The organism is Cellvibrio sp. (assembly GCF_053579595.1).
The window spans coordinates 1-16,927 of sequence record NZ_JBRFPI010000048.1 but is presented as its reverse complement, the minus strand read 5'-3'; the positions used below and the strand labels follow the sequence as shown (position 1 = coordinate 16,927).

Below are 16,927 nucleotides of genomic sequence, written 5' to 3'. Positions count from 1 at the left end.
CTGCTGTTGATAAAAACCTCAATCTCTTGCTCGCCAAAGGTGCAATTGAAATTGAGGCTTCAGTTGATAAAGCGCAGGTTAAATTTTAACTATGGTTTTATTTTTCCCGTCGCTTGTTATTTGTCATGCTGTGTTTGTTGAAATTGTTGTAACTGTGCAGGGTTAGCATCAGTCTGGTATTTTTCTTTCCATTCAGCGTAAGGCATACCGTAAATACGCGTGCGCGCATCTTCATAATCCAGTTCGATATTCTCTGCCTTGGCCGCCGCTACATACCATTTGCTCAAGCAATTGCGGCAGAAACCCGCAAGATTCATCAGGTCAATATTTTGCACATCCTTGCGGCTGTCCAAATGCTCCAGCAAACGGCGAAACGCAGCAGCTTCCAATGCTTGTTGGTTGGCGGGCGATAGTTCATCAATTTTCATAAGTTAACCTTTAGCTTCTGGATTAGTGGCCGATTAAGTAGCGTGCGCCAGTGTGGGTGATCGTCAGTGGCAGGTCAATTGCAGCTAATTCATCGGCGTTGCTTGAACCTCAAATCAACCTGCCTATACTCAATCCGTGTCGTTCGCGTTGCCGCATTTATCGTGTTTGTTATTTAAGCGTTTTTGCCGCTATCTTTTTGCCGAATTAATGCAAACCTGTTTCTGTGTCAGGGCCGTCGCTACCTTGGTGCCGTTTTTATGTTGGGGGTAAGTGCGTGAATATAATTCTAGGGATTATTATCGTCCTGGGCTGTGTAATTGGTGGTTTTGCCATCCATGGTGGTAACCCCATGGCCTTGATGTCGCCCATTGAGGTGTTGATTATCTGCGGCGCCTCCTTCGGTGCGATGGTGATTGGCAACCCGCTCTCGGTCACTATGGGTGTTATCAAATCGGCCGGGGCACTGATGACCCCGTCCAAGTTTAATAAAACCTTTTATCTGGAAATCTTGACCCTGCTGTACGACATCCTCAATAAAACCCGTCGTGAAGGGCTTATGGCGATTGAGGGTGATATTGAAGAGCCGGAGAGCAGTCCGCTCTTCGCTAACTATCCTGCGATTTTGAAAGACCATCACATAGTGGAATTTATTTGCGATTACCTGCGCATTATGGTGGCAGGCAATATGGCGCCCCATGAGCTTGAATCGCTGATGGAGCAGGAGTTGGATGGCCATCATCAAGAATCAGCAGTCGTTCCAGGCGCGATACAAAATGCGGCAGATGGTTTGCCGGGTTTCGGTATTGTTGCTGCGGTGCTCGGGGTGATTATTACCATGGGTAAAATTGGTGGGCCACCGGGCGAAATCGGTGCGGCGGTAGCGGCAGCGTTGGTGGGAACCCTGCTCGGGATTCTATTTGCTTATGGCTTTATTGCACCTTTCGCATCTTATCTGGGCGGAAAAAACCGCGATGAATCGCGTGCTTACGAATGCATTAAAGCGGTTTTGGTTGCATCCATGAACGGTGTGCCGCCTCAAGTTGCGGTCGAATTTGGTCGCAAGGTGCTGTTTCACAGTGTTCGCCCAAGCTTTAAAGAGTTGGAAGAACAATATCGCGCTAAGAAATAAGGTAGCTTTCGATGGAAAAGGGCGCGAATCAGCAACCGATTATTATCAAAAAGAAAAAGGGGCATGGCCATGGCCACCATGGCGGCTCCTGGAAAGTGGCACTTGCTGATTTTATGACCGCGCTTATGGCGTTCTTCCTCTTGATGTGGCTGTTGGGGAGCACATCCAGTGAGGAGCAAAAGGCGATTGCGGCACACTTTCAAGATCCCGGCAGCAAGTACGTCGTCGGCGAAGGTGGTGCAGACTTAGGATTGATCACTCAGGACAAGCCCCTTGAGCAAACCCAGTCAGATGATCCCAATGACGAAACTGCGAATGATCAGGAATCTACTAAAGATCTGACGGAAGAGGAATTGCAAAAAGAGTTGGAGCGTATCGAAACGCAACAATTGGAGGAGTTGAAAAAACAATTGGAGACAGAAATCAATGCGCTTGATTCCGTCTTCCAGCAAATCAAGGATCAAATCCTGATTGATTTTACTGCGCTGGGTTTGCGTATTCAGATTGTTGATAAAGACCAGCGCCCCATGTTTGATGTCGGCAGTGCCAATTTGCAACAGTGGTCGTCCGATGTGTTGCATGCACTGGCACCGATTCTGGATAAAGTGCAAAACAAGATCAGCGTCACCGGCCATACCGATGCTACACCCTATGGAGTAGGCGCGACTTATACCAACTGGGAACTATCTGCCGACCGTGCAAACGCGGCGCGGCGGGCACTTCTGGAGGGCAGTTATCCGGAAGGAAAGGTGGCTACTGTGCAAGGCATGGGTTCTGCTGCGCCCTTGGTTGTCGATAAGCCCGGTGAACCGATCAATCGTCGTATCGCGATTATTGTCTTGAAAAAAGCTGTCGCCGATGCATTGGGTAGTGGCGTGGGAATCGATAGCAGCCAGTTGATGAAAAGCAGCGACACCTTCACCAAACCTCCTGCGCCTTCTGGACCGAAAATCCTTTCACCCGGAGAAGTGGATGACGCCATCGATGCAGCTAACGCGCAGTAACATAATCTAGTTGGAATTTTATCCTTTTAAATCCCGCACTTGCTGCGGGATTTTTTATGGTGGTTGAATCGCGCGTATTTGTCCCCACATGGGTAGAGTTCCAAATTCCTCGCCGGGCAGTTTATGGCTGCTTAGTTTAATCCCATTAGGAGAATTCCATGTTTTACGAACTTACTGTTGTGCAATTCAGCAAGGCCCTCAATAACCTTAACGCAATTCTCGATAAGGGAGCTGCCTATGCCGAAGCGAAAAAATTTGATGTATCTGTGCTGTTGAATTCGCGCCTCGCCCCTGATCAATTCAATCTGATTCGCCAGGTACAAATCGCTTGCGATACGGCCAAGTTGGGCGTCGCGCGTCTGACGGGCAAAGTTGAATCAGCCCCTGTCCACGCTGATACCGAAACCACCTTGCCAGAGTTGAAGGCGCGCATCCAGGCAGTGCTGGATTATTTAGCCGGTTTTAAACCCGAGGATTTTGCCGGTGCCGCCGAGCGCCATATCAGCCAGCCACGCTGGGAAGGCAAATATCTCACCGGTACCGAGTTTGCGATCCAGCATGCGATCCCGAATATTTATTTCCATGTTACTACTGCTTACGCGATCCTGCGCCACAACGGTGTTGATGTGGGCAAGAAGGATTATCTTGGAAGCATGCCTTACAAAAGCTAATATGGCGCATCAATAATCAACTCGTGCGCTGTGCGAGCAGCGTGCGGGTCTTATAAAAGGATGCGTAATGATGGCTGAAGCTCGACTGGATATTTATTTGCTCGGTGAACCGCAATCGGGTGTAGATAGGCCAACTCTGGTGCGAAATCTCGCCACCACTTTCAAAAAAGATGTTCCGGTCATTGAAAAAATGTTGCGCAGACCGCGTAGTTTGCTCAAAGCCGATGTCGATGCGGCAACCGCAGCGAAGTACCAAAGCGCAATCAAAAAAGCCGGTGGCCAATGTGAATTGGTAACCCACGGTGAGCAATTATTTCCAAGTGAAGCATTGAGCCCGGTAGCCGCACGCGCGCCTCTGAGTGTTGCGCCTATTGAACCTACCGCGCTCACACCTGCAGTCGATGATCAGGCGCCTGCGGCAGATAACATTCCACACGGCAACTCTCACTATCAATCGCCTTACAGTGCTCCCACTACCAACAGCGAGTCCACGGATTATTTTTGCTATAAGTGTGGGCGGGGCATCGCCCCTGGTTTGGCACAGTGCCCGTACTGCCGCGCCCCACAAGTTCAGTTACATCGCAAAGAAAAAGCGACTGCGGGTGTGCTCGCATTTTTCCTCGGCGGTTTAGGTGTGCACCGTTTTTATTTGGGGCAGTGGTGGGGCATTTTTTATCTGCTGTTCTGGGGCACATTGATTCCCAGTATTGTTTCGCTCATTGAAGCTTTTGTATTTTGGTTTACGCCCAATGAGCGTTGGAACCAAAAATACGGGCAGGTGCCCGCACGTGGTGCCGGTATGGCAGTTGTGCTGGTTGTGGGGGCTATTTTGATGGTAGCCATTATTGGCATTCTTGCCGCCATCGCTTTGCCCGCCTATCAGGATTACACCACGCGCAGTAAAGTGCAGGCTGCGCTACCGTTGATTAATGAAACCCGGGAAAAAGTCGCTGCCGTTATTAAACAAAAAGATTTTTTACCGAGTGAAAATGTGTTGGCGGGGTTGCCAGAAACTATCAGCAATGAATTTGTTACGTCGATTGAGTTAAGTGAAGATGCAAAAATGATTGTCAGTTTTCGCATCCCGCATTTATTACAGAATGGCACCAACACGATTATTTGGACTCCAGTAATAGACGGGGGCGATGTAGTCTGGACATGCCTTGATGGTTCAATGAGTGATAAATATCGCATGCCAGAGTGTCGTGGTGGTAGTGGCGCAGTTGAGGCTTCGCGATCTCAGGGTGCCGATAAAACGTCATTGAGTGCACGCATGTATAGCGATGATAAAACCATATCCTTGATGGTGCCGAGTGATTGGAAAGGTAATCGCAAATTGAATGAAGAAGCGATCCTTGGTGTTGCCAATACGTTTGATGAGGTTTATGCCATTGTTATTCGCGAATCAAAAACTGATTTTGAATCCTCAGTAACATTGGATGATTATTTGCAATTAGTGGTAAAAAATACGGAATCATCAGCAGAAAATTTTCGCGAAATTAGCACCGTTCAATCGCTCAATATAAAAGGCCTTTCCGCACGGCAGCAGGTGATAGCTGCTTCAGTAAATCGCCTAAAGGTGACCTATCTATTAACGGGCTTGGAAGACGATTCGAATTTTTACCTTATTTATGCCTGGACTATGGACTCCCGCTTTGAAAAAAATCGCACCTTACTGAAAAAGGTGAGTGAGAGTTTTATGGTGCATGCGGGAGTTAGCCAATAATGACTAACCCCTATGAAGTGCCGCAAGCGGTTCTGGAGAATGATGTTCTTCCGCTGCGCAAGAAAACCGGGTGGAAGGTATTTTTTTGGATATTTGTGCCCTTGGCGTGCTTATCGTTTTGGTCCGTTATTGCTGATGTTGAATCCAGTAATATTGATAAGTTAGGCGAAGTGATTGTTTATAGTCTGATAGGGACAGGGCTGTTTGGTTTTTCATACAATAAAAAAATATTCACGATACGGTTTTGGCGATTTTTTATTCCTGTCGCTATTGGATGGGATATTTATACCTTAGTGAGTCAGGACTGGTCTGTATTTTCTGAAAATGAGATAGCAGTGTACATATTTATCGGCATAACCTTGGTTTGTTTGGGGTTGATGTTGTTTTTTCAGTATTTTGGTTTGTATAAATATGCATATCAATCACAGGAAATTTGGGATAAATAACGAATGGCTCCCTAATGGGAGCCTCAGGTGGTTTCCAAACTACATCTCTTTCGCAATCTTCGCCTTTCTTACCATCTGCACAAACTCAGTGCGATAACCAAATTCATCTTTGCCTTTATTGGCTTGCGCCAATTCAATCACTTTGTCGTAAGTAAAATCACCGGCATAGTTACTTCCTTTTAATAGTTGCGCAAATCCGGCGACAGCGATAGAGAAGTTCACTTCTTGTTGGTATTCAGCGTTAATCTTCACTTTGCCTGCGGTGGCGATGGGGGTCTCGATCAAATTGGATTTTGTTTCGCTCGGTAATTTATAGCGCAAGCGCAAGAAAGCATATTCGCTATTTTTACCAGTATCAGGTTTGTTTTCTTTCTGGTAGCGGCTTTCTTCCAATAGTCCACTTCCTGCCCCGACCGGGGTGATCTCATAAATTGCAGTCACACGTTGGCCTGCACCAATTTCACCGGCATCCACTTTATCGTTGCTAAAATCTTCGCGGTTGAGTGCGCGGGTTTCGTAGCCTATCAGACGATACTCCTTAACGGTGTTGGGGTTAAATTCCACCTGGATTTTTACATCCTTGGCAATCGGGAATAAATTGGAGGTGGCTTCTGTCACCAACACTTTTTGCGCTTCGCTGAGTGTGTCGATATAAGCGGCGGTGCCGTTGCCGTTTTGCGCCAGGGTTTGCATCATTTCATCTTGATAATTGCCTTGGCCGAAACCGAGTACCGATAAATAAATCCCTTTGTCGCGTTTGCGCTCCACAAAATCTTGCAATTGTTCATCGCCAGTTTGGCCGACATTAAAATCACCATCGGTGGCGAGGATGATGCGGTTGACACCTTTGGAATTAAAATTCGCTTCCGCCAATTGATAGGCGAGCGCGATGCCTTCGGCACCGGCAGTGCTACCACCGGCTTGCAAATTATTTAATGCAGCGAGGATTTTATTTTTCTCTTTTGCTTTGGTTGGCTCCAGCACAGTACCTGCGGCACCGGCGTAAACCACAATCGAAATGGTGTCGTCGGGCTTGAGGGTGTCTAGCAATAAACTCATGGATTGTTTTACCAGCGGCAATTTGCTGGGTTCATCCATAGAGCCGGATACATCCAATAAAAACACCAGATTGGATTGCGGAATTTCACTTGCTGCTAATTGATAACCCTGAATGCCGATATGGATTAATTTGTTGCCCGCCTTCCAGGGTGAATCCATCACGCTGGTATAAGTTGCGAAGGGTGTTTTGCGCTCTTTGGGCACAGGGTAGGCGTAATCAAAATAGTTAATCAGCTCTTCGCTGCGTACAGCATCCTTCTCTGGTAACTGGCCATTGTTGAGCATGCGTCGTACAAAACTATAAGAGGCGGTATCTACATCGATAGAAAAAGTAGAGACAGGATTTTCGCTCGCGGCAATTACACTGTTCTCGTTGAAATCTTCAAAGCGGTCGCGGAATTCTTGCGGTGGTTGGGGCTGCACCTCGATCCCAGCTGCTCGCTGCAAGGCTGGTGCTGCGGCATTCATTGCTACCATTGGTGGGGCAGCAACAATCGCCACTTTGGCTTCGCTTTTTTCCATGCGTTGCAATGGTGCTGACATCTTGGCAGCAGGCATTTGGCCGATATCTTCTGCTGAAATAGTATCTACCATCGCTTCTGCTTTACGCTTTGTATCTACCGCCTGCTGCATGCTGTCCTGAAGGCCGGTCACTACCACTTCTTCAACCGCAGGTTCTGCAAGAATTTTTTTATCTTCACTAATAATGCCCTTCGCTGGTTCTTGCACGTTTAAGGGCACACTTTTATTGAGTGATTGCTCGGCAATACGCGCGGCCAATTCCTGTTGATCGGAGTTGATCATCAAGTGCTGCATAAAGGTTAAGCCCGCAAGCACAGCAAGGCTGGAAGCGGCAATCCCGGAAATAAGCGCTGGTTTTTGCCAGAAGGGGCGTTGTTCAAATGTTGGGGTATGCATGGTTTTAGTCCCGTGATGGTTGGTATCACGGGTAAGACGCAGGCGCTGCAAAAATCCTTGGAGAATATTGGATTTTTTTTCTTCAATGTCTGTTTGGGGAATTGCCGATCCATCTTCCGCCGGTTTTTCGCCAGTAGACTCTGTGCTTTGCTGTGCAGCGAATACGGCCATAGCGGCAGCCATATGACGCGCTTTGGCATCGGCATCCGGCTTGGGTGGCTGCTGTTGCAGCAGTTGTTCCAGTTCCTGTTCGTTCATATCTTCGTTCTTCATAGTGAAGGCTCCCAGCTTCCATCGGGTTGTTGTTGCAGAAGCTGAAGTTGTTTGCGAATTTCGTGGAGCCGCCAGGAGACAGTGGATTCTTTCACTTGCAGTATCGCGGCAGCCTCGGCATGGCTCAGGCCTTCACCGTGTACCAGCAGTGCTGTTTCTTTAAAACCTTCGGCCATTTGGTCGAGCAAGTGCAACAGCTGCTGTAGATAAATACGGTTCTCGGCGGTTTGGTCGGGCGTTCGCTCCGGTTCTATCCAATCGTCGATGTTGTCGTGCTGGTGGCGGTTCTGGCTTTTGTACCAATCCTTGGCGCAATTGATAACTAATCGGTACAACCAACTGCTAAAGGCCGCCTCAAAGCGGAATTGGCCGATGCTCTGCGCGAGCTTGATACAGGCCTGCTGGGTAATGTCTTCGGCATCGGTGCGGTTGCCGCACCAGCGGTAGGCAAAGCGGTAAATGCTGTCGTAATTGTTGGCCAGCAATCGTCCAAAGGCTGCGCCGTCTCCGCCTTGCGCTACGCGGATCAACCCGGCTTGGTCAGGATTGCTCATGGGGTCTTTCCATTAGGGTTCCAGTCCACTTTATATTGAATATTGCCCGGTCAATGCGGCGTCAGTAATTGGACGTTTTAATCCGCGATATCCTTGGCTATTAGTAATATGTGTCGGTTTTACTTACACATTATTGAATTTGTTGTGATGCGGTTATCATTAAAATACTGATTTACATGACGATTATTTTTTTGGTGCATAAATTGCTAATTTAGGTGCCATAGGGTCAAGAATAGGGCGTTGCGCACTCCTTCACCAATTAATGCGTTTTAAAGGACATCATCATGTTGAATAAAATTATTTATGGCCGCTGCTTGGCAATACTGGCAGGTTTTTTATGTGCGGTAAGCGCAAATGCCAATCTTATCGTGAATGGTGGTTTTGAAGACAATAATGTGGCTGCGGGTAACTGGGCCTATTTTTCATCTGCCAGTGTCAACGGTTGGGATGGGGACAATATTGAAATTTGGGATAGCTTTGGCGGTGTGGTTGCTCCCGAAGGTACCCAGCATGCAGAGTTGAATGCACATCCGTTTGATGGTTCGGTGTTCTCGATCTTCCAAAACTTTGCCACTGTGGTTGGCCAAACTTATGATGTGTCGTTCTTCTACAGCGCGCGCGTCAACTCCAATGAGCAGTTTTCATTTAGCGTTGGCAGCCTTGCAGCAGTGCTGAATGACCATGTAGTGGGTAGTTGGAAGCAGTATACAGGTAGCTTCGTTGCCAGCAGCGCAGTGAGTACCATTACGTTTACTACTTATGACACTGGCACTTTAGGCAACTTTTTAGATGATGTTGTCGTCACTGCGAAAGTGAGTGTAGTGGAGTCCAATCCATTGGTGATGCTGCTGATTGGTCTTGCCGGTTTGATATTGATCAGAAGAAAAAATCACGCGTGATAATCTGCTAAATAAATCCCTCTGAATTCAAAACCCCAAGGTTTGCTCTAGCGAGCCTTGGGGTTTTGTGTTTTGGCGATCTTGTTTACTGCAAAATGATGATTAGTGCGGAAATTGTTTGACCGCCTGCTGCAGTTGCGGCAATTGTTCAGGGCGATTTTGATAAGCCACCTGTTCAAATAAATGCGCGATATGGGTTAAGCCATTTTTCAGTTGCGGTTCGCTGTAGAGCACCCGGTGGATAAAATCACCGAGGGTTTCACCGGTTTTACGCCGGTAGCCGAGCTGTGCCAGTTTCTGTTCCAGCTTTTTGACTGCTTGTGTTTCCGGACGCAATAGCGCGCCCTTTTGATTGCGTAATAGCGCCCAGGCAAACAGCCCCGCTCCGACCAAGCCCAAGCCAATCAGCCAGAGGGTGATGCGCCAGGTTTCTGTACCACCCAACAGGCGCGACAATAATCCCTCTTGCGCTTCGCTATCGTAATTCAACACCCAGCGCTGCCAGGTATAGGTGGCGGCGTCCCAGCGCAGCTGCAGGTTGTACAGCAATTTCGAGGATCGCCAGGCGTTGGCGACTAGTTGCTGATCGCTTTCGCCCAGAGCCTCGTTCATGCCCTGTTCGATGCGGTTGGGCGCAACGGCGGCAGTGGGGTCGATCATTTGCCAGCCTTTGCCCTCAATCCAGACTTCCGTCCAGGCGTGGGCATCGGATTGGCTGACCAACAGGTAGTTCTCCACCGGATTCCAACGTCCACCTTGATAACCCACAACCACTCGCGCCGGTATGCCTGCCGCGCGCAACAAAAATGCAAAGCTGCTGGAGAAGTGTTCGCAGAAGCCGCGTTTGGTCGCCAGTAAAAACTCATCAACAGAATGTTGGCCGAGCAGTGGGGGTTGCAAGGTGTAGGTAAATTCGCGGTTAAACAGTGCCAGCGCCTGGGCGATGATTTGTGTATCGCCCAGGTTTTGGCTGCGCCAGCTTTCAGCCAGCGCGCGGGTTTGCGGATTGCTGCCGCGCGGCAGGCGGGTGTAGTTGTCATATTGCAGCTTGTTGAGCTGGGGCGGTTCCGGCCATTCAATTTGCAGTGCCGAGCTGACCTGATAGCGCATCCGCTGGGCGACCGGGATGCGGTTCAGCAATAGCGAGTCAGCAGTGATACGGATGCTGTTGCTGGTGTTTTCTACCCGTTGCGGGGTCATCAAACTGAATAGCCAGGGTTGGCCATGGGGCTCCACGATAATGCTGTAGTCGATCGGTTCGCGCTTGATGCCCTTATCTTCAACCGGATTGCGCGGTTGTACGCCCCAAGTGTCGCGCATGCGCCAGGTGCGGCCATCAAAAGTATCCAATACCAAGCCGCGCCAATAGAGTTGGTTGGCGGCGGGCGGTTGGCTGGTAAATTCAACCCGGAAAGCAGGTGAGCGGTCGAGGGCGAGGTTGCCTAAATCGCCGGGCGAGAGGCTATCGCTAAATCCGGTTTTGGCTGCTTGCTGGTTAGGGATTGCCCAGAGTGGACCGAGCCGTGGAATCACCACAAACATCACCAGCATGATCGGCAGTGCATGCAGCAAAATCATCGCGCCGCGTTTGAAGCGCAGACCGGTGGATTGCACGTGGGTGAGGTAGAGCGAGCGCCAACTCGCGAGCAATAACACCACACATAGGAGCGCGTAAGCGGCGGCCTGCGGGGTTTGGTTAAACAGGAATTGGGTGGCGGTGATAATAAACCCGATAAACACCAGCAGTTGTGCGTCGCGCGCGGAATTCACTTCCAGCAGCTTGAGCGAAAAGGCGCATACCAGCAAACCCACCATGGTTTCAGTGCCGGTTTTACCGGCATAGCTGGCGAACAAACCGCCTGCACAGATCAGTGCCAGCAGGGTTTTGACCAGACTGCCGGGCGTGCCCCAGCGGCCGCGAAACATCTGCGTGCGCCAGAAAGCTGTAATCGCCCACACCAGCCAGAGCCAGAAGGGCAAGTTGAGTAACAGGGGCAGAATCAGCATGGCTTGCATGACCAGCAGCCAAGCCAGTTTATCGCGCGCCAGATACTCCGCTTGTTTGGGTGCTTTGCTGTTTGGGGTGACGCGAGAGCGCCATCGCTTAGCGAGCATATTTAGCCTCGCGTGGAAGATTAAATTCGGCCAGTGCAGTCAATACCGCTTGTTGGTGATGTTCACCTAGCGCCGGTGCAAGGTTGAGACCGGGCAGGCGCAGGCCGTAGGGAATCTGCCGCCGTTCGTAGTCCAGTGCCCAGTAACACAGGCCGGACAGCCGCAGTTCTTGCGGATGGTTCAAGCTGTCCCAATCGAGCCATTTTTCGGCCGAGAGGTAGGCTTCGTATTCTTTGGTAAACAGACCTTTGTCTTGCGCAAATTGCTTCCAGGCGATGTGTTTGATGGGGTCGCCTGCTTGGTAATCGCGCAGGCCGCTAAAGTCATCACCGCCGCGCTGGCTAGTACCGCCTTCTTCGCGGCCGTTGCTCGCTTGGGCATGGGGTTCATCGGTGAAGATGGGCGCGGGGTAGATAAGTGCGCTGGCGTCCAGGTTTAGCCAGGTCCAGCAGCGAATAATCCCGAGCGGAAAGCGGCTCTGCACCAGCAATCGCCCCGGCCGCAAATAGCCGCGCCGCTCACTCAGTGCCCGCACTATCACCTGCTGCGGCTCATTGGGATTGAGGGTGATGACCTGGGTTTCTCCTCCCGGCCAGCGCAGTTCCAGATTGTCACAACCTGCTTTGTGGATACAGTTAAGTTCCAATACAAAGGCTGCCGGATCACCGGCGAATGCTGGACGCGCACCCACAAAACGGATGCTGATGCCAGCGAGGTTGGCAAAAGCGTGGAGGATGCTGACCACAAAAATACTGACCAGCAGATAGCTCAACCCCAGGATAAGGTTGTTTTGGTAGTTGGTGCCGAGCAGCCAAATTACAAAAGTGATGGCCGTGTAGAACAAGCCGGTCAGGTTGGGGAAGGTGTATAGGTTTTTGCGGTTGAGCTGCACCTGACGCGCGCGCGGGGAGCGCCGGTCGATCCAGCGGTAAAAGCGGGTTTCCCACGCGTTACGCAGAGAGGTGATCAGGCTGGCCATGGCTTAGCCCAACACATTCACGCTGTCGCGCAGATGTTTCACCAGCGGTTCCGAATCCTGACTGTGGCCGCGCCCGCGTACCCGGTGGCCGACTACTGCGGGCAATACGGTCTGTACATCTTCCGGCACCAGATATTCGCGGTTGTGGATCAGCGCCCAGGCCTTAGCCGCACGCAGGAGCGCGAGTGCGCCGCGGGGCGATAATCCATAGGCAAATTGGGTGTCGCTGCGGGTAAAGGCGACCAGCCGCTGCACATAGTCGAGCAAGGCATCGCTGGCTTTCACCTGGTGTACTGCCGCCTGGATTGCAGCAAGCTGTTCATGGGTGACGATAGGGGTGAGCTGGCGGATACGCGCGCGCGGATCAACACCTTGGAATAACATACGCTCGGATGCAGGGCTGGGGTAGCCGAGGGAGATGCGCATTAAAAAGCGGTCGAGTTGCGATTCCGGCAGCGGAAATGTCCCGCTTTGCGACAAGGGGTTTTGGGTCGCTATTACAAAAAAGGGTTTGGGCAGCGGGCGGCTTTTTCCTTCGATGGTGACTTGCCCTTCCTCCATTGCTTCCAACAGCGCACTTTGGGTTTTGGGTGAGCTGCGGTTAATTTCATCGGCCAACAACACTTGCGTAAACACCGGGCCGGGATGAAATTTAAATACGCCTTGCTCGCGCTCAAAAATCGCTACGCCGAGAATATCGGCGGGCAGCAAATCGCTGGTGAATTGCACTCGCTCAAACTTCAATCCCAGCACTTTGGCGAGGCAGTGGGCGAGGGTGGTTTTGCCCATTCCGGGCAGGTCTTCAATTAACAGATGGCCTTCGGCGAACAGGCAGGCGAGGGACAGACGCACCTGTTGATCCTTACCTAAAACGATTTGGTCGACTTGCTGAATAATGTTGCTGATCAGTGACTGCATGGATAACCCTGATAATAAATTGGTCCAGATGGGAGCATAGCGCAGCGGGATATTTGACGGGGATAAAGAATCGCAAAGCTGGCGCCAGTTCACGCGCCCTGCCGGGTGTTTATTCCGCAGCAACCACGCAATTGCGCCCTTGTTGTTTGGCTTGGTAAACCGCTTTGTCGGCGCGTATAAACCAGTCTTCCGGAGTCTCATCGTTATGTAGTTGCGCGCAGCCAAACGACGCAGTGAGTGCTCCATCGGGATCATTGATTTCCATCTCAATTTGCACGCGCAGCTGTTCCGCAATCACCAATGCATCAGCGAGGCAGGTATTGCGCGCAAGCACCACAAACTCTTCGCCACCAAAGCGGAAAACCCGATCTGTTTTGCGTACGCGCCGCGTCAACAGTTGGGCCAGATCAACTAACACTTCGTCACCAGTGGTATGACCGAATTTGTCGTTCACCATTTTGAAGAAATCCAAATCCAAAATAATCAGGGTCGCGGGGGTTAGGTTGCGCGCGCAGTCTGCAACACTCAGGCGCATCTCTTCATCCATTGCGCGGCGATTACCCAGTTGAGTGAGTGCATCCTGATTGGCATAACCTTGCAGAAGTAACTGTTGTTGATGGGTCAGACGTGCAAAAACGTAGGCCATGCTGCCGCACATCAGCAGCGAGGCAACCATGGCAAAGGCTTCCGTAGTGGTCTCAAGGTATAGCGCAATAGGCAGGACGGCGGCGATGGTCAGCGCATTGGCAATGAGTGCGGCTGTTGCATTAAGCAGAAAGAAATTGGCAATCAGCGATGGGAACAGCCAGAACACATAAATGGGTTCATTGAGATGCGCAACGGCAACCGCACCTGAGGAATAGAGTAGGGCGGTAATATTGGAGACCAATTGTGTTGCCTGGCCAAGCCTATAGGTATAGATAGCACTGCTCAGCGCCACCACCACAATAGCCAAGTCCACCACCGCATTGACGATTTCGCCATTGAGATAACGGATCACACAGAAGGGCGCGATCAGCAGGCTCGCGAGTATGGCAAACAGATACACCATCCCGCGTTGGAACTTGTTCTTTGAGTCAGTCAGCATAATTGCCGGCAGATTCTCCCGTTTTGTATTGTTACGCTGCTTAACCAGCACCGCTTTTTATAGCTCACAGCATAGTCGCCAAATCGCGGTTTTGCCCAGTTCATTGCGGAAGAATTTGGCGCTGCCGGACTAGCTGCACTATTCTGCAAGCTAATTTTTAGCCGGTTTTCAGGTAATGGATAGGTAAACGAATCACTATGTCCTGTTTCGATAATCGCTTTTTTGACAGTCATTGCCATTTCGATTTTGTAGAATTCAATGCTGATCGCGCTGCGCTTTGGCAAGCCTGCAATGCGCAGGGAATTACGCAGCTGCTAATACCCGGGGTCACACCAGATCAGTGGCAAACCGCCGCGCAGTTATGTTTGCAATATGCTGGATTATGTTATGCGGCAGGTATTCATCCGCATTGGATCGAACGGCAGCCCTGGTTCCAAGTCGATACCAATAATCTGCTGGACAACTCTGTGCGAGAAAAAATAGCAGCACTCATCCAGCAAGAATTTAATCTCTCTACAAAAGTGTGTGCCGCGCGCTGTGTCGCCGTGGGCGAGTGTGGTCTGGATAAGATGATCGCCACCTCGTTTGAATTGCAACAGCAGCTGCTCACAATTCACATTGATGTTGCCAACCAGCTGCGCAAGCCGCTGATTATTCACTGCGTTCGGGCACACAATGAATTGATTGCCTTGCTCAAGAAAAATAAAGCGGAAGTGGGTGGTGTGATCCATGCGTTTAGCGGCAGTTATGAAGTGGCGCGGCAGTATGTGGACTTGGGTTTTTATCTCGGCATCGGCGGTACTATCACTTATGAGCGCGCGCAAAAAACCCGCGCTGCTGCTGCAAAAATTCCGCTGGAGTGTTTAGTGTTGGAGACAGATGCTCCGGACATGCCGCTGTACGGCAAGCAGGGGCAGCGCAATAGCCCGGAATATATTCCACAGATAGCGCAAGTGCTCGCGGATTTGCGCGATATAGCTGTGGATGAGATTGCCGCGGTCACCTGCTGCAATACCATGCGTTTATTTCACCGCAGTTAATATCGCTGGGGCTTGGGTAGAGGAGCGTACACAATTGCGCCCCTGTGCTTTGGCGACATAGAGCGCTTTATCTGCACGCGCAATAAAATCGGTCGGTGATTCTTGCGCTAATATTTGCGCAACGCCAAAACTGGCTGTGACATGCAATGCTTTGGGCCAATCATTTTCTTCAATACAGAGGCGCAATTTTTCTGCCAGACCGCAGGCATTTTCCAATGTGGTATCCGGGCAGGCCAGTACAAACTCTTCACCACCCCAGCGCGCGAGTAAATCGTGTGTGCGGGTATTTGCACTCAACACTTGCGCAAATGCCAGCAAGACCTGGTCGCCAATATTATGGCCATAGGTATCGTTGATTTTTTTAAAGTGATCGATATCAATAAAAATCAGCGATAGCAAATGGGTTGCATCAGTACTCCAGCTCTGGTTAAACACGGGCGCCAAGCCATCGCGGTTTAATACACCGGTCAAGGGGTCACGTGTTAATCGCTCCTCCAGTTGCTGGTGCTCCTGATTGAGTAACCGATTAAGGTCTTCCAATTGTTGCTGACGATGTTTATTAGTCTGCAGTTCAGTTTTTGCTTTCTTCAGTGTACTGATAAAAAACGCCAGCGCCGTTAATGTCCATAGGCTCAAGAGGATTAAATATAATGTGCGGTCATGGATGTATTTTCCGCTGATCTCAACGCGCTCGATAATCATCTGGTACTTGCCGGGTTTCACGTGTTCGCCTGTTGATACTTGCACGCCGCGCACTTCATTAAATTCTGGCCCCCAATACTCAGGTGGAATTTTCCCTTGGCTGAGCCACCAGGTGGGTACTTGCATATGCCTCATATTGATCACTTGTGGATAGCGCGTGTGCGTATCAAATAATTCAATAGCGTTATATTTGAGTGAGTTGGTGTCTTCCTGGCGTGAATACGCCGGATTAAAATTAATTAACTGAAAGCGGACACCGAATGTTTGTGGTGTGGAGTATTTTGCCCAGAGTTTAACTTGTTCGTAGTTGCTTAAATCCCTGCCTTTGCCATTTTTATCCGAAAGACTAAAACTGATTTCACAATAAGGCCATTGATAATCAGAGGCGATAATTTCGCAATTGAGAATAAATTTTTCCCCATCACGCTGCAGTGTTGAGATGGATTTTCCGCCGTTGCCGCGATCATCGATAGAATCAATGAATAAGTCTGATTCTTGCCCGAGCACCAATACTTTTTCCGGGCCATAGGCCTGAAAGGCGAGAGCTAGCAGAGTGATAACAATGAGTAATCCAAGCAACCTTGCTTTTAAAATATCGTGCTGGATAGTCATGATAGGTGTGGTTGAGTGCGTTAATTTTTGTAAGTAAAACACAAATTTTGCTCGGCTGACAGCAGCTTGTGTAACTCTTCTTCCGCTTATAACTTTTGGTGGAGTTTTACTGCAAACTCATACAAAAGTTTGCAGTAAAACCGCATGCTTAAAGTTTATTTGACTGTATCGGCCAGGTTTTTATAAATGGTATCCAGTAATCCGTCTTTATCGGTATCGTGCGGTAATTGCCAAAACATCATGCCGCCCAGTTTGTGTTGTTGGACATAGCGTGTTTTTTCGGCGAGTGAGCGCGTATCGTCAAAAGTGGCAAATATTTTTTTGCTGGGACTGTAAAAACTGGGTGCTTTGGCGATATCGTCCCAG

General features: G+C 49.9%; 16 protein-coding genes. 7 read left to right on the top strand and 9 right to left on the bottom strand.

Features of this window, described 5'->3' with window-relative positions; translation table 11 throughout:
• Positions 1-116 precede the first annotated feature (116 nt).
• A complete protein-coding gene (locus ACWA6V_RS04935; RefSeq protein WP_449521444.1) occupies positions 117-428 on the bottom strand; it encodes a DUF1244 domain-containing protein in 312 nt (103 codons plus the stop codon).
• Positions 429-703: 275 nt separating this feature from the next.
• On the opposite strand from ACWA6V_RS04935, the gene motA reads away from it, so the two are divergent.
• The 5 genes from motA to ACWA6V_RS04910 all read left to right on the top strand — a co-directional run bounded on the left by motA (position 704) and on the right by ACWA6V_RS04910 (position 5,405).
• Complete coding sequence (gene motA, locus ACWA6V_RS04930) at positions 704-1,558, top strand: flagellar motor stator protein MotA (RefSeq protein WP_449521443.1); 855 nt, start codon at positions 704-706, stop codon at positions 1,556-1,558.
• Positions 1,559-1,569: 11 nt separating this feature from the next.
• Positions 1,570-2,562 (top strand): flagellar motor protein MotB, encoded by a 993-nt coding sequence (gene motB / locus ACWA6V_RS04925; protein WP_449521442.1) that lies wholly within the window; start codon positions 1,570-1,572, stop codon positions 2,560-2,562.
• Positions 2,563-2,720: 158 nt separating this feature from the next.
• Positions 2,721-3,233 carry a DUF1993 domain-containing protein gene (locus ACWA6V_RS04920; protein ID WP_449521441.1) on the top strand — a complete coding sequence of 171 codons (513 nt, stop codon included), beginning with the start codon at positions 2,721-2,723 and terminating at the stop codon, positions 3,231-3,233.
• A gap of 67 nt (positions 3,234-3,300) precedes the next feature.
• Positions 3,301-4,959 carry an NINE protein gene (locus tag ACWA6V_RS04915; RefSeq protein WP_449521440.1) on the top strand — a complete coding sequence of 553 codons (1,659 nt, stop codon included), beginning with the start codon at positions 3,301-3,303 and terminating at the stop codon, positions 4,957-4,959.
• Positions 4,959-5,405, top strand: coding sequence for a hypothetical protein (locus ACWA6V_RS04910; protein WP_449521439.1), 447 nt, complete (start codon positions 4,959-4,961; stop codon positions 5,403-5,405). The genes ACWA6V_RS04915 and ACWA6V_RS04910 overlap by 1 nt, the downstream gene beginning before the upstream one ends.
• Positions 5,406-5,444: 39 nt before the next feature.
• On the opposite strand, the gene ACWA6V_RS04905 is transcribed toward ACWA6V_RS04910, so the two are convergent.
• Together ACWA6V_RS04905 and ACWA6V_RS04900 are read right to left on the bottom strand one after the other, a co-directional pair.
• Positions 5,445-7,655 carry a YfbK domain-containing protein gene (locus ACWA6V_RS04905; RefSeq protein ID WP_449521438.1) on the bottom strand — a complete coding sequence of 737 codons (2,211 nt, stop codon included), beginning with the start codon at positions 7,653-7,655 and terminating at the stop codon, positions 5,445-5,447.
• Positions 7,652-8,209 carry an RNA polymerase sigma factor gene (locus ACWA6V_RS04900; protein ID WP_449521437.1) on the bottom strand — a complete coding sequence of 186 codons (558 nt, stop codon included), beginning with the start codon at positions 8,207-8,209 and terminating at the stop codon, positions 7,652-7,654. Before ACWA6V_RS04900 ends, ACWA6V_RS04905 begins: the two co-directional genes overlap by 4 nt.
• Before the next feature lie 284 nt (positions 8,210-8,493).
• Between ACWA6V_RS04900 and ACWA6V_RS04895 the strand changes: the two genes are divergently transcribed.
• The gene (locus ACWA6V_RS04895) at positions 8,494-9,108 is read left to right on the top strand and encodes a hypothetical protein (RefSeq protein WP_449521436.1); all 615 of its coding nucleotides are present in this window, start codon (positions 8,494-8,496) and stop codon (positions 9,106-9,108) included.
• A 102-nt stretch (positions 9,109-9,210) separates the two neighbouring features.
• Here the strand turns inward: ACWA6V_RS04895 and ACWA6V_RS04890 are convergent, their stop codons facing one another.
• The 4 genes from ACWA6V_RS04890 to ACWA6V_RS04875 all read right to left on the bottom strand — a co-directional run bounded on the left by ACWA6V_RS04890 (position 9,211) and on the right by ACWA6V_RS04875 (position 14,207).
• Positions 9,211-11,223, bottom strand: coding sequence for a transglutaminase TgpA family protein (locus ACWA6V_RS04890; protein ID WP_449521435.1), 2,013 nt, complete (start codon positions 11,221-11,223; stop codon positions 9,211-9,213).
• Positions 11,213-12,202: a DUF58 domain-containing protein gene (locus tag ACWA6V_RS04885; protein ID WP_449521434.1), complete on the bottom strand. Its 990-nt coding sequence runs from the start codon at positions 12,200-12,202 to the stop codon at positions 11,213-11,215. Before ACWA6V_RS04885 ends, ACWA6V_RS04890 begins: the two co-directional genes overlap by 11 nt.
• Before the next feature lie 3 nt (positions 12,203-12,205).
• Positions 12,206-13,120: an AAA family ATPase gene (locus ACWA6V_RS04880; protein ID WP_449521433.1), complete on the bottom strand. Its 915-nt coding sequence runs from the start codon at positions 13,118-13,120 to the stop codon at positions 12,206-12,208.
• 109 nt (positions 13,121-13,229) lie between these two features.
• A complete protein-coding gene (locus ACWA6V_RS04875) occupies positions 13,230-14,207 on the bottom strand; it encodes a GGDEF domain-containing protein (RefSeq protein ID WP_449521432.1) in 978 nt (325 codons plus the stop codon).
• A gap of 197 nt (positions 14,208-14,404) precedes the next feature.
• Between ACWA6V_RS04875 and ACWA6V_RS04870 the strand changes: the two genes are divergently transcribed.
• Positions 14,405-15,247, top strand: coding sequence for a TatD family hydrolase (locus tag ACWA6V_RS04870; protein WP_449521431.1), 843 nt, complete (start codon positions 14,405-14,407; stop codon positions 15,245-15,247).
• Here the strand turns inward: ACWA6V_RS04870 and ACWA6V_RS04865 are convergent.
• Together ACWA6V_RS04865 and ACWA6V_RS04860 are read right to left on the bottom strand one after the other, a co-directional pair.
• Entirely contained in the window at positions 15,230-16,603 is a 1,374-nt protein-coding gene (locus ACWA6V_RS04865; protein WP_449521430.1) for a GGDEF domain-containing protein, read from the bottom strand. The genes ACWA6V_RS04870 and ACWA6V_RS04865 overlap by 18 nt on opposite strands.
• 113 nt (positions 16,604-16,716) lie before the next feature.
• Positions 16,717-16,927: glycosyl hydrolase family 18 protein (locus ACWA6V_RS04860; RefSeq protein WP_449521429.1), on the bottom strand; the 211-nt coding region annotated here is incomplete at its 5' end.

Bases quoted from the DNA above. Each gene is read 5' to 3' on its own strand.
- ACWA6V_RS04935 (WP_449521444.1), bottom strand. From the start codon at position 428: ATGAAAATTGATGAACTATCGCCCGCCAACCAACAAGCATTGGAAGCT.
- motB (WP_449521442.1), top strand. From the start codon at position 1,570: ATGGAAAAGGGCGCGAATCAGCAACCGATTATTATCAAAAAGAAAAAG.
- ACWA6V_RS04920 (WP_449521441.1), top strand. From the start codon at position 2,721: ATGTTTTACGAACTTACTGTTGTGCAATTCAGCAAGGCCCTCAATAAC.
- ACWA6V_RS04915 (WP_449521440.1), top strand. From the start codon at position 3,301: ATGATGGCTGAAGCTCGACTGGATATTTATTTGCTCGGTGAACCGCAA.
- ACWA6V_RS04910 (WP_449521439.1), top strand. From the start codon at position 4,959: ATGACTAACCCCTATGAAGTGCCGCAAGCGGTTCTGGAGAATGATGTT.
- ACWA6V_RS04905 (WP_449521438.1), bottom strand. From the start codon at position 7,655: ATGAAGAACGAAGATATGAACGAACAGGAACTGGAACAACTGCTGCAA.
- ACWA6V_RS04900 (WP_449521437.1), bottom strand. From the start codon at position 8,209: ATGAGCAATCCTGACCAAGCCGGGTTGATCCGCGTAGCGCAAGGCGGA.
- ACWA6V_RS04895 (WP_449521436.1), top strand. From the start codon at position 8,494: ATGTTGAATAAAATTATTTATGGCCGCTGCTTGGCAATACTGGCAGGT.
- ACWA6V_RS04890 (WP_449521435.1), bottom strand. From the start codon at position 11,223: ATGCTCGCTAAGCGATGGCGCTCTCGCGTCACCCCAAACAGCAAAGCA.
- ACWA6V_RS04885 (WP_449521434.1), bottom strand. From the start codon at position 12,202: ATGGCCAGCCTGATCACCTCTCTGCGTAACGCGTGGGAAACCCGCTTT.
- ACWA6V_RS04880 (WP_449521433.1), bottom strand. From the start codon at position 13,120: ATGCAGTCACTGATCAGCAACATTATTCAGCAAGTCGACCAAATCGTT.
- ACWA6V_RS04875 (WP_449521432.1), bottom strand. From the start codon at position 14,207: ATGCTGACTGACTCAAAGAACAAGTTCCAACGCGGGATGGTGTATCTG.
- ACWA6V_RS04870 (WP_449521431.1), top strand. From the start codon at position 14,405: ATGTCCTGTTTCGATAATCGCTTTTTTGACAGTCATTGCCATTTCGAT.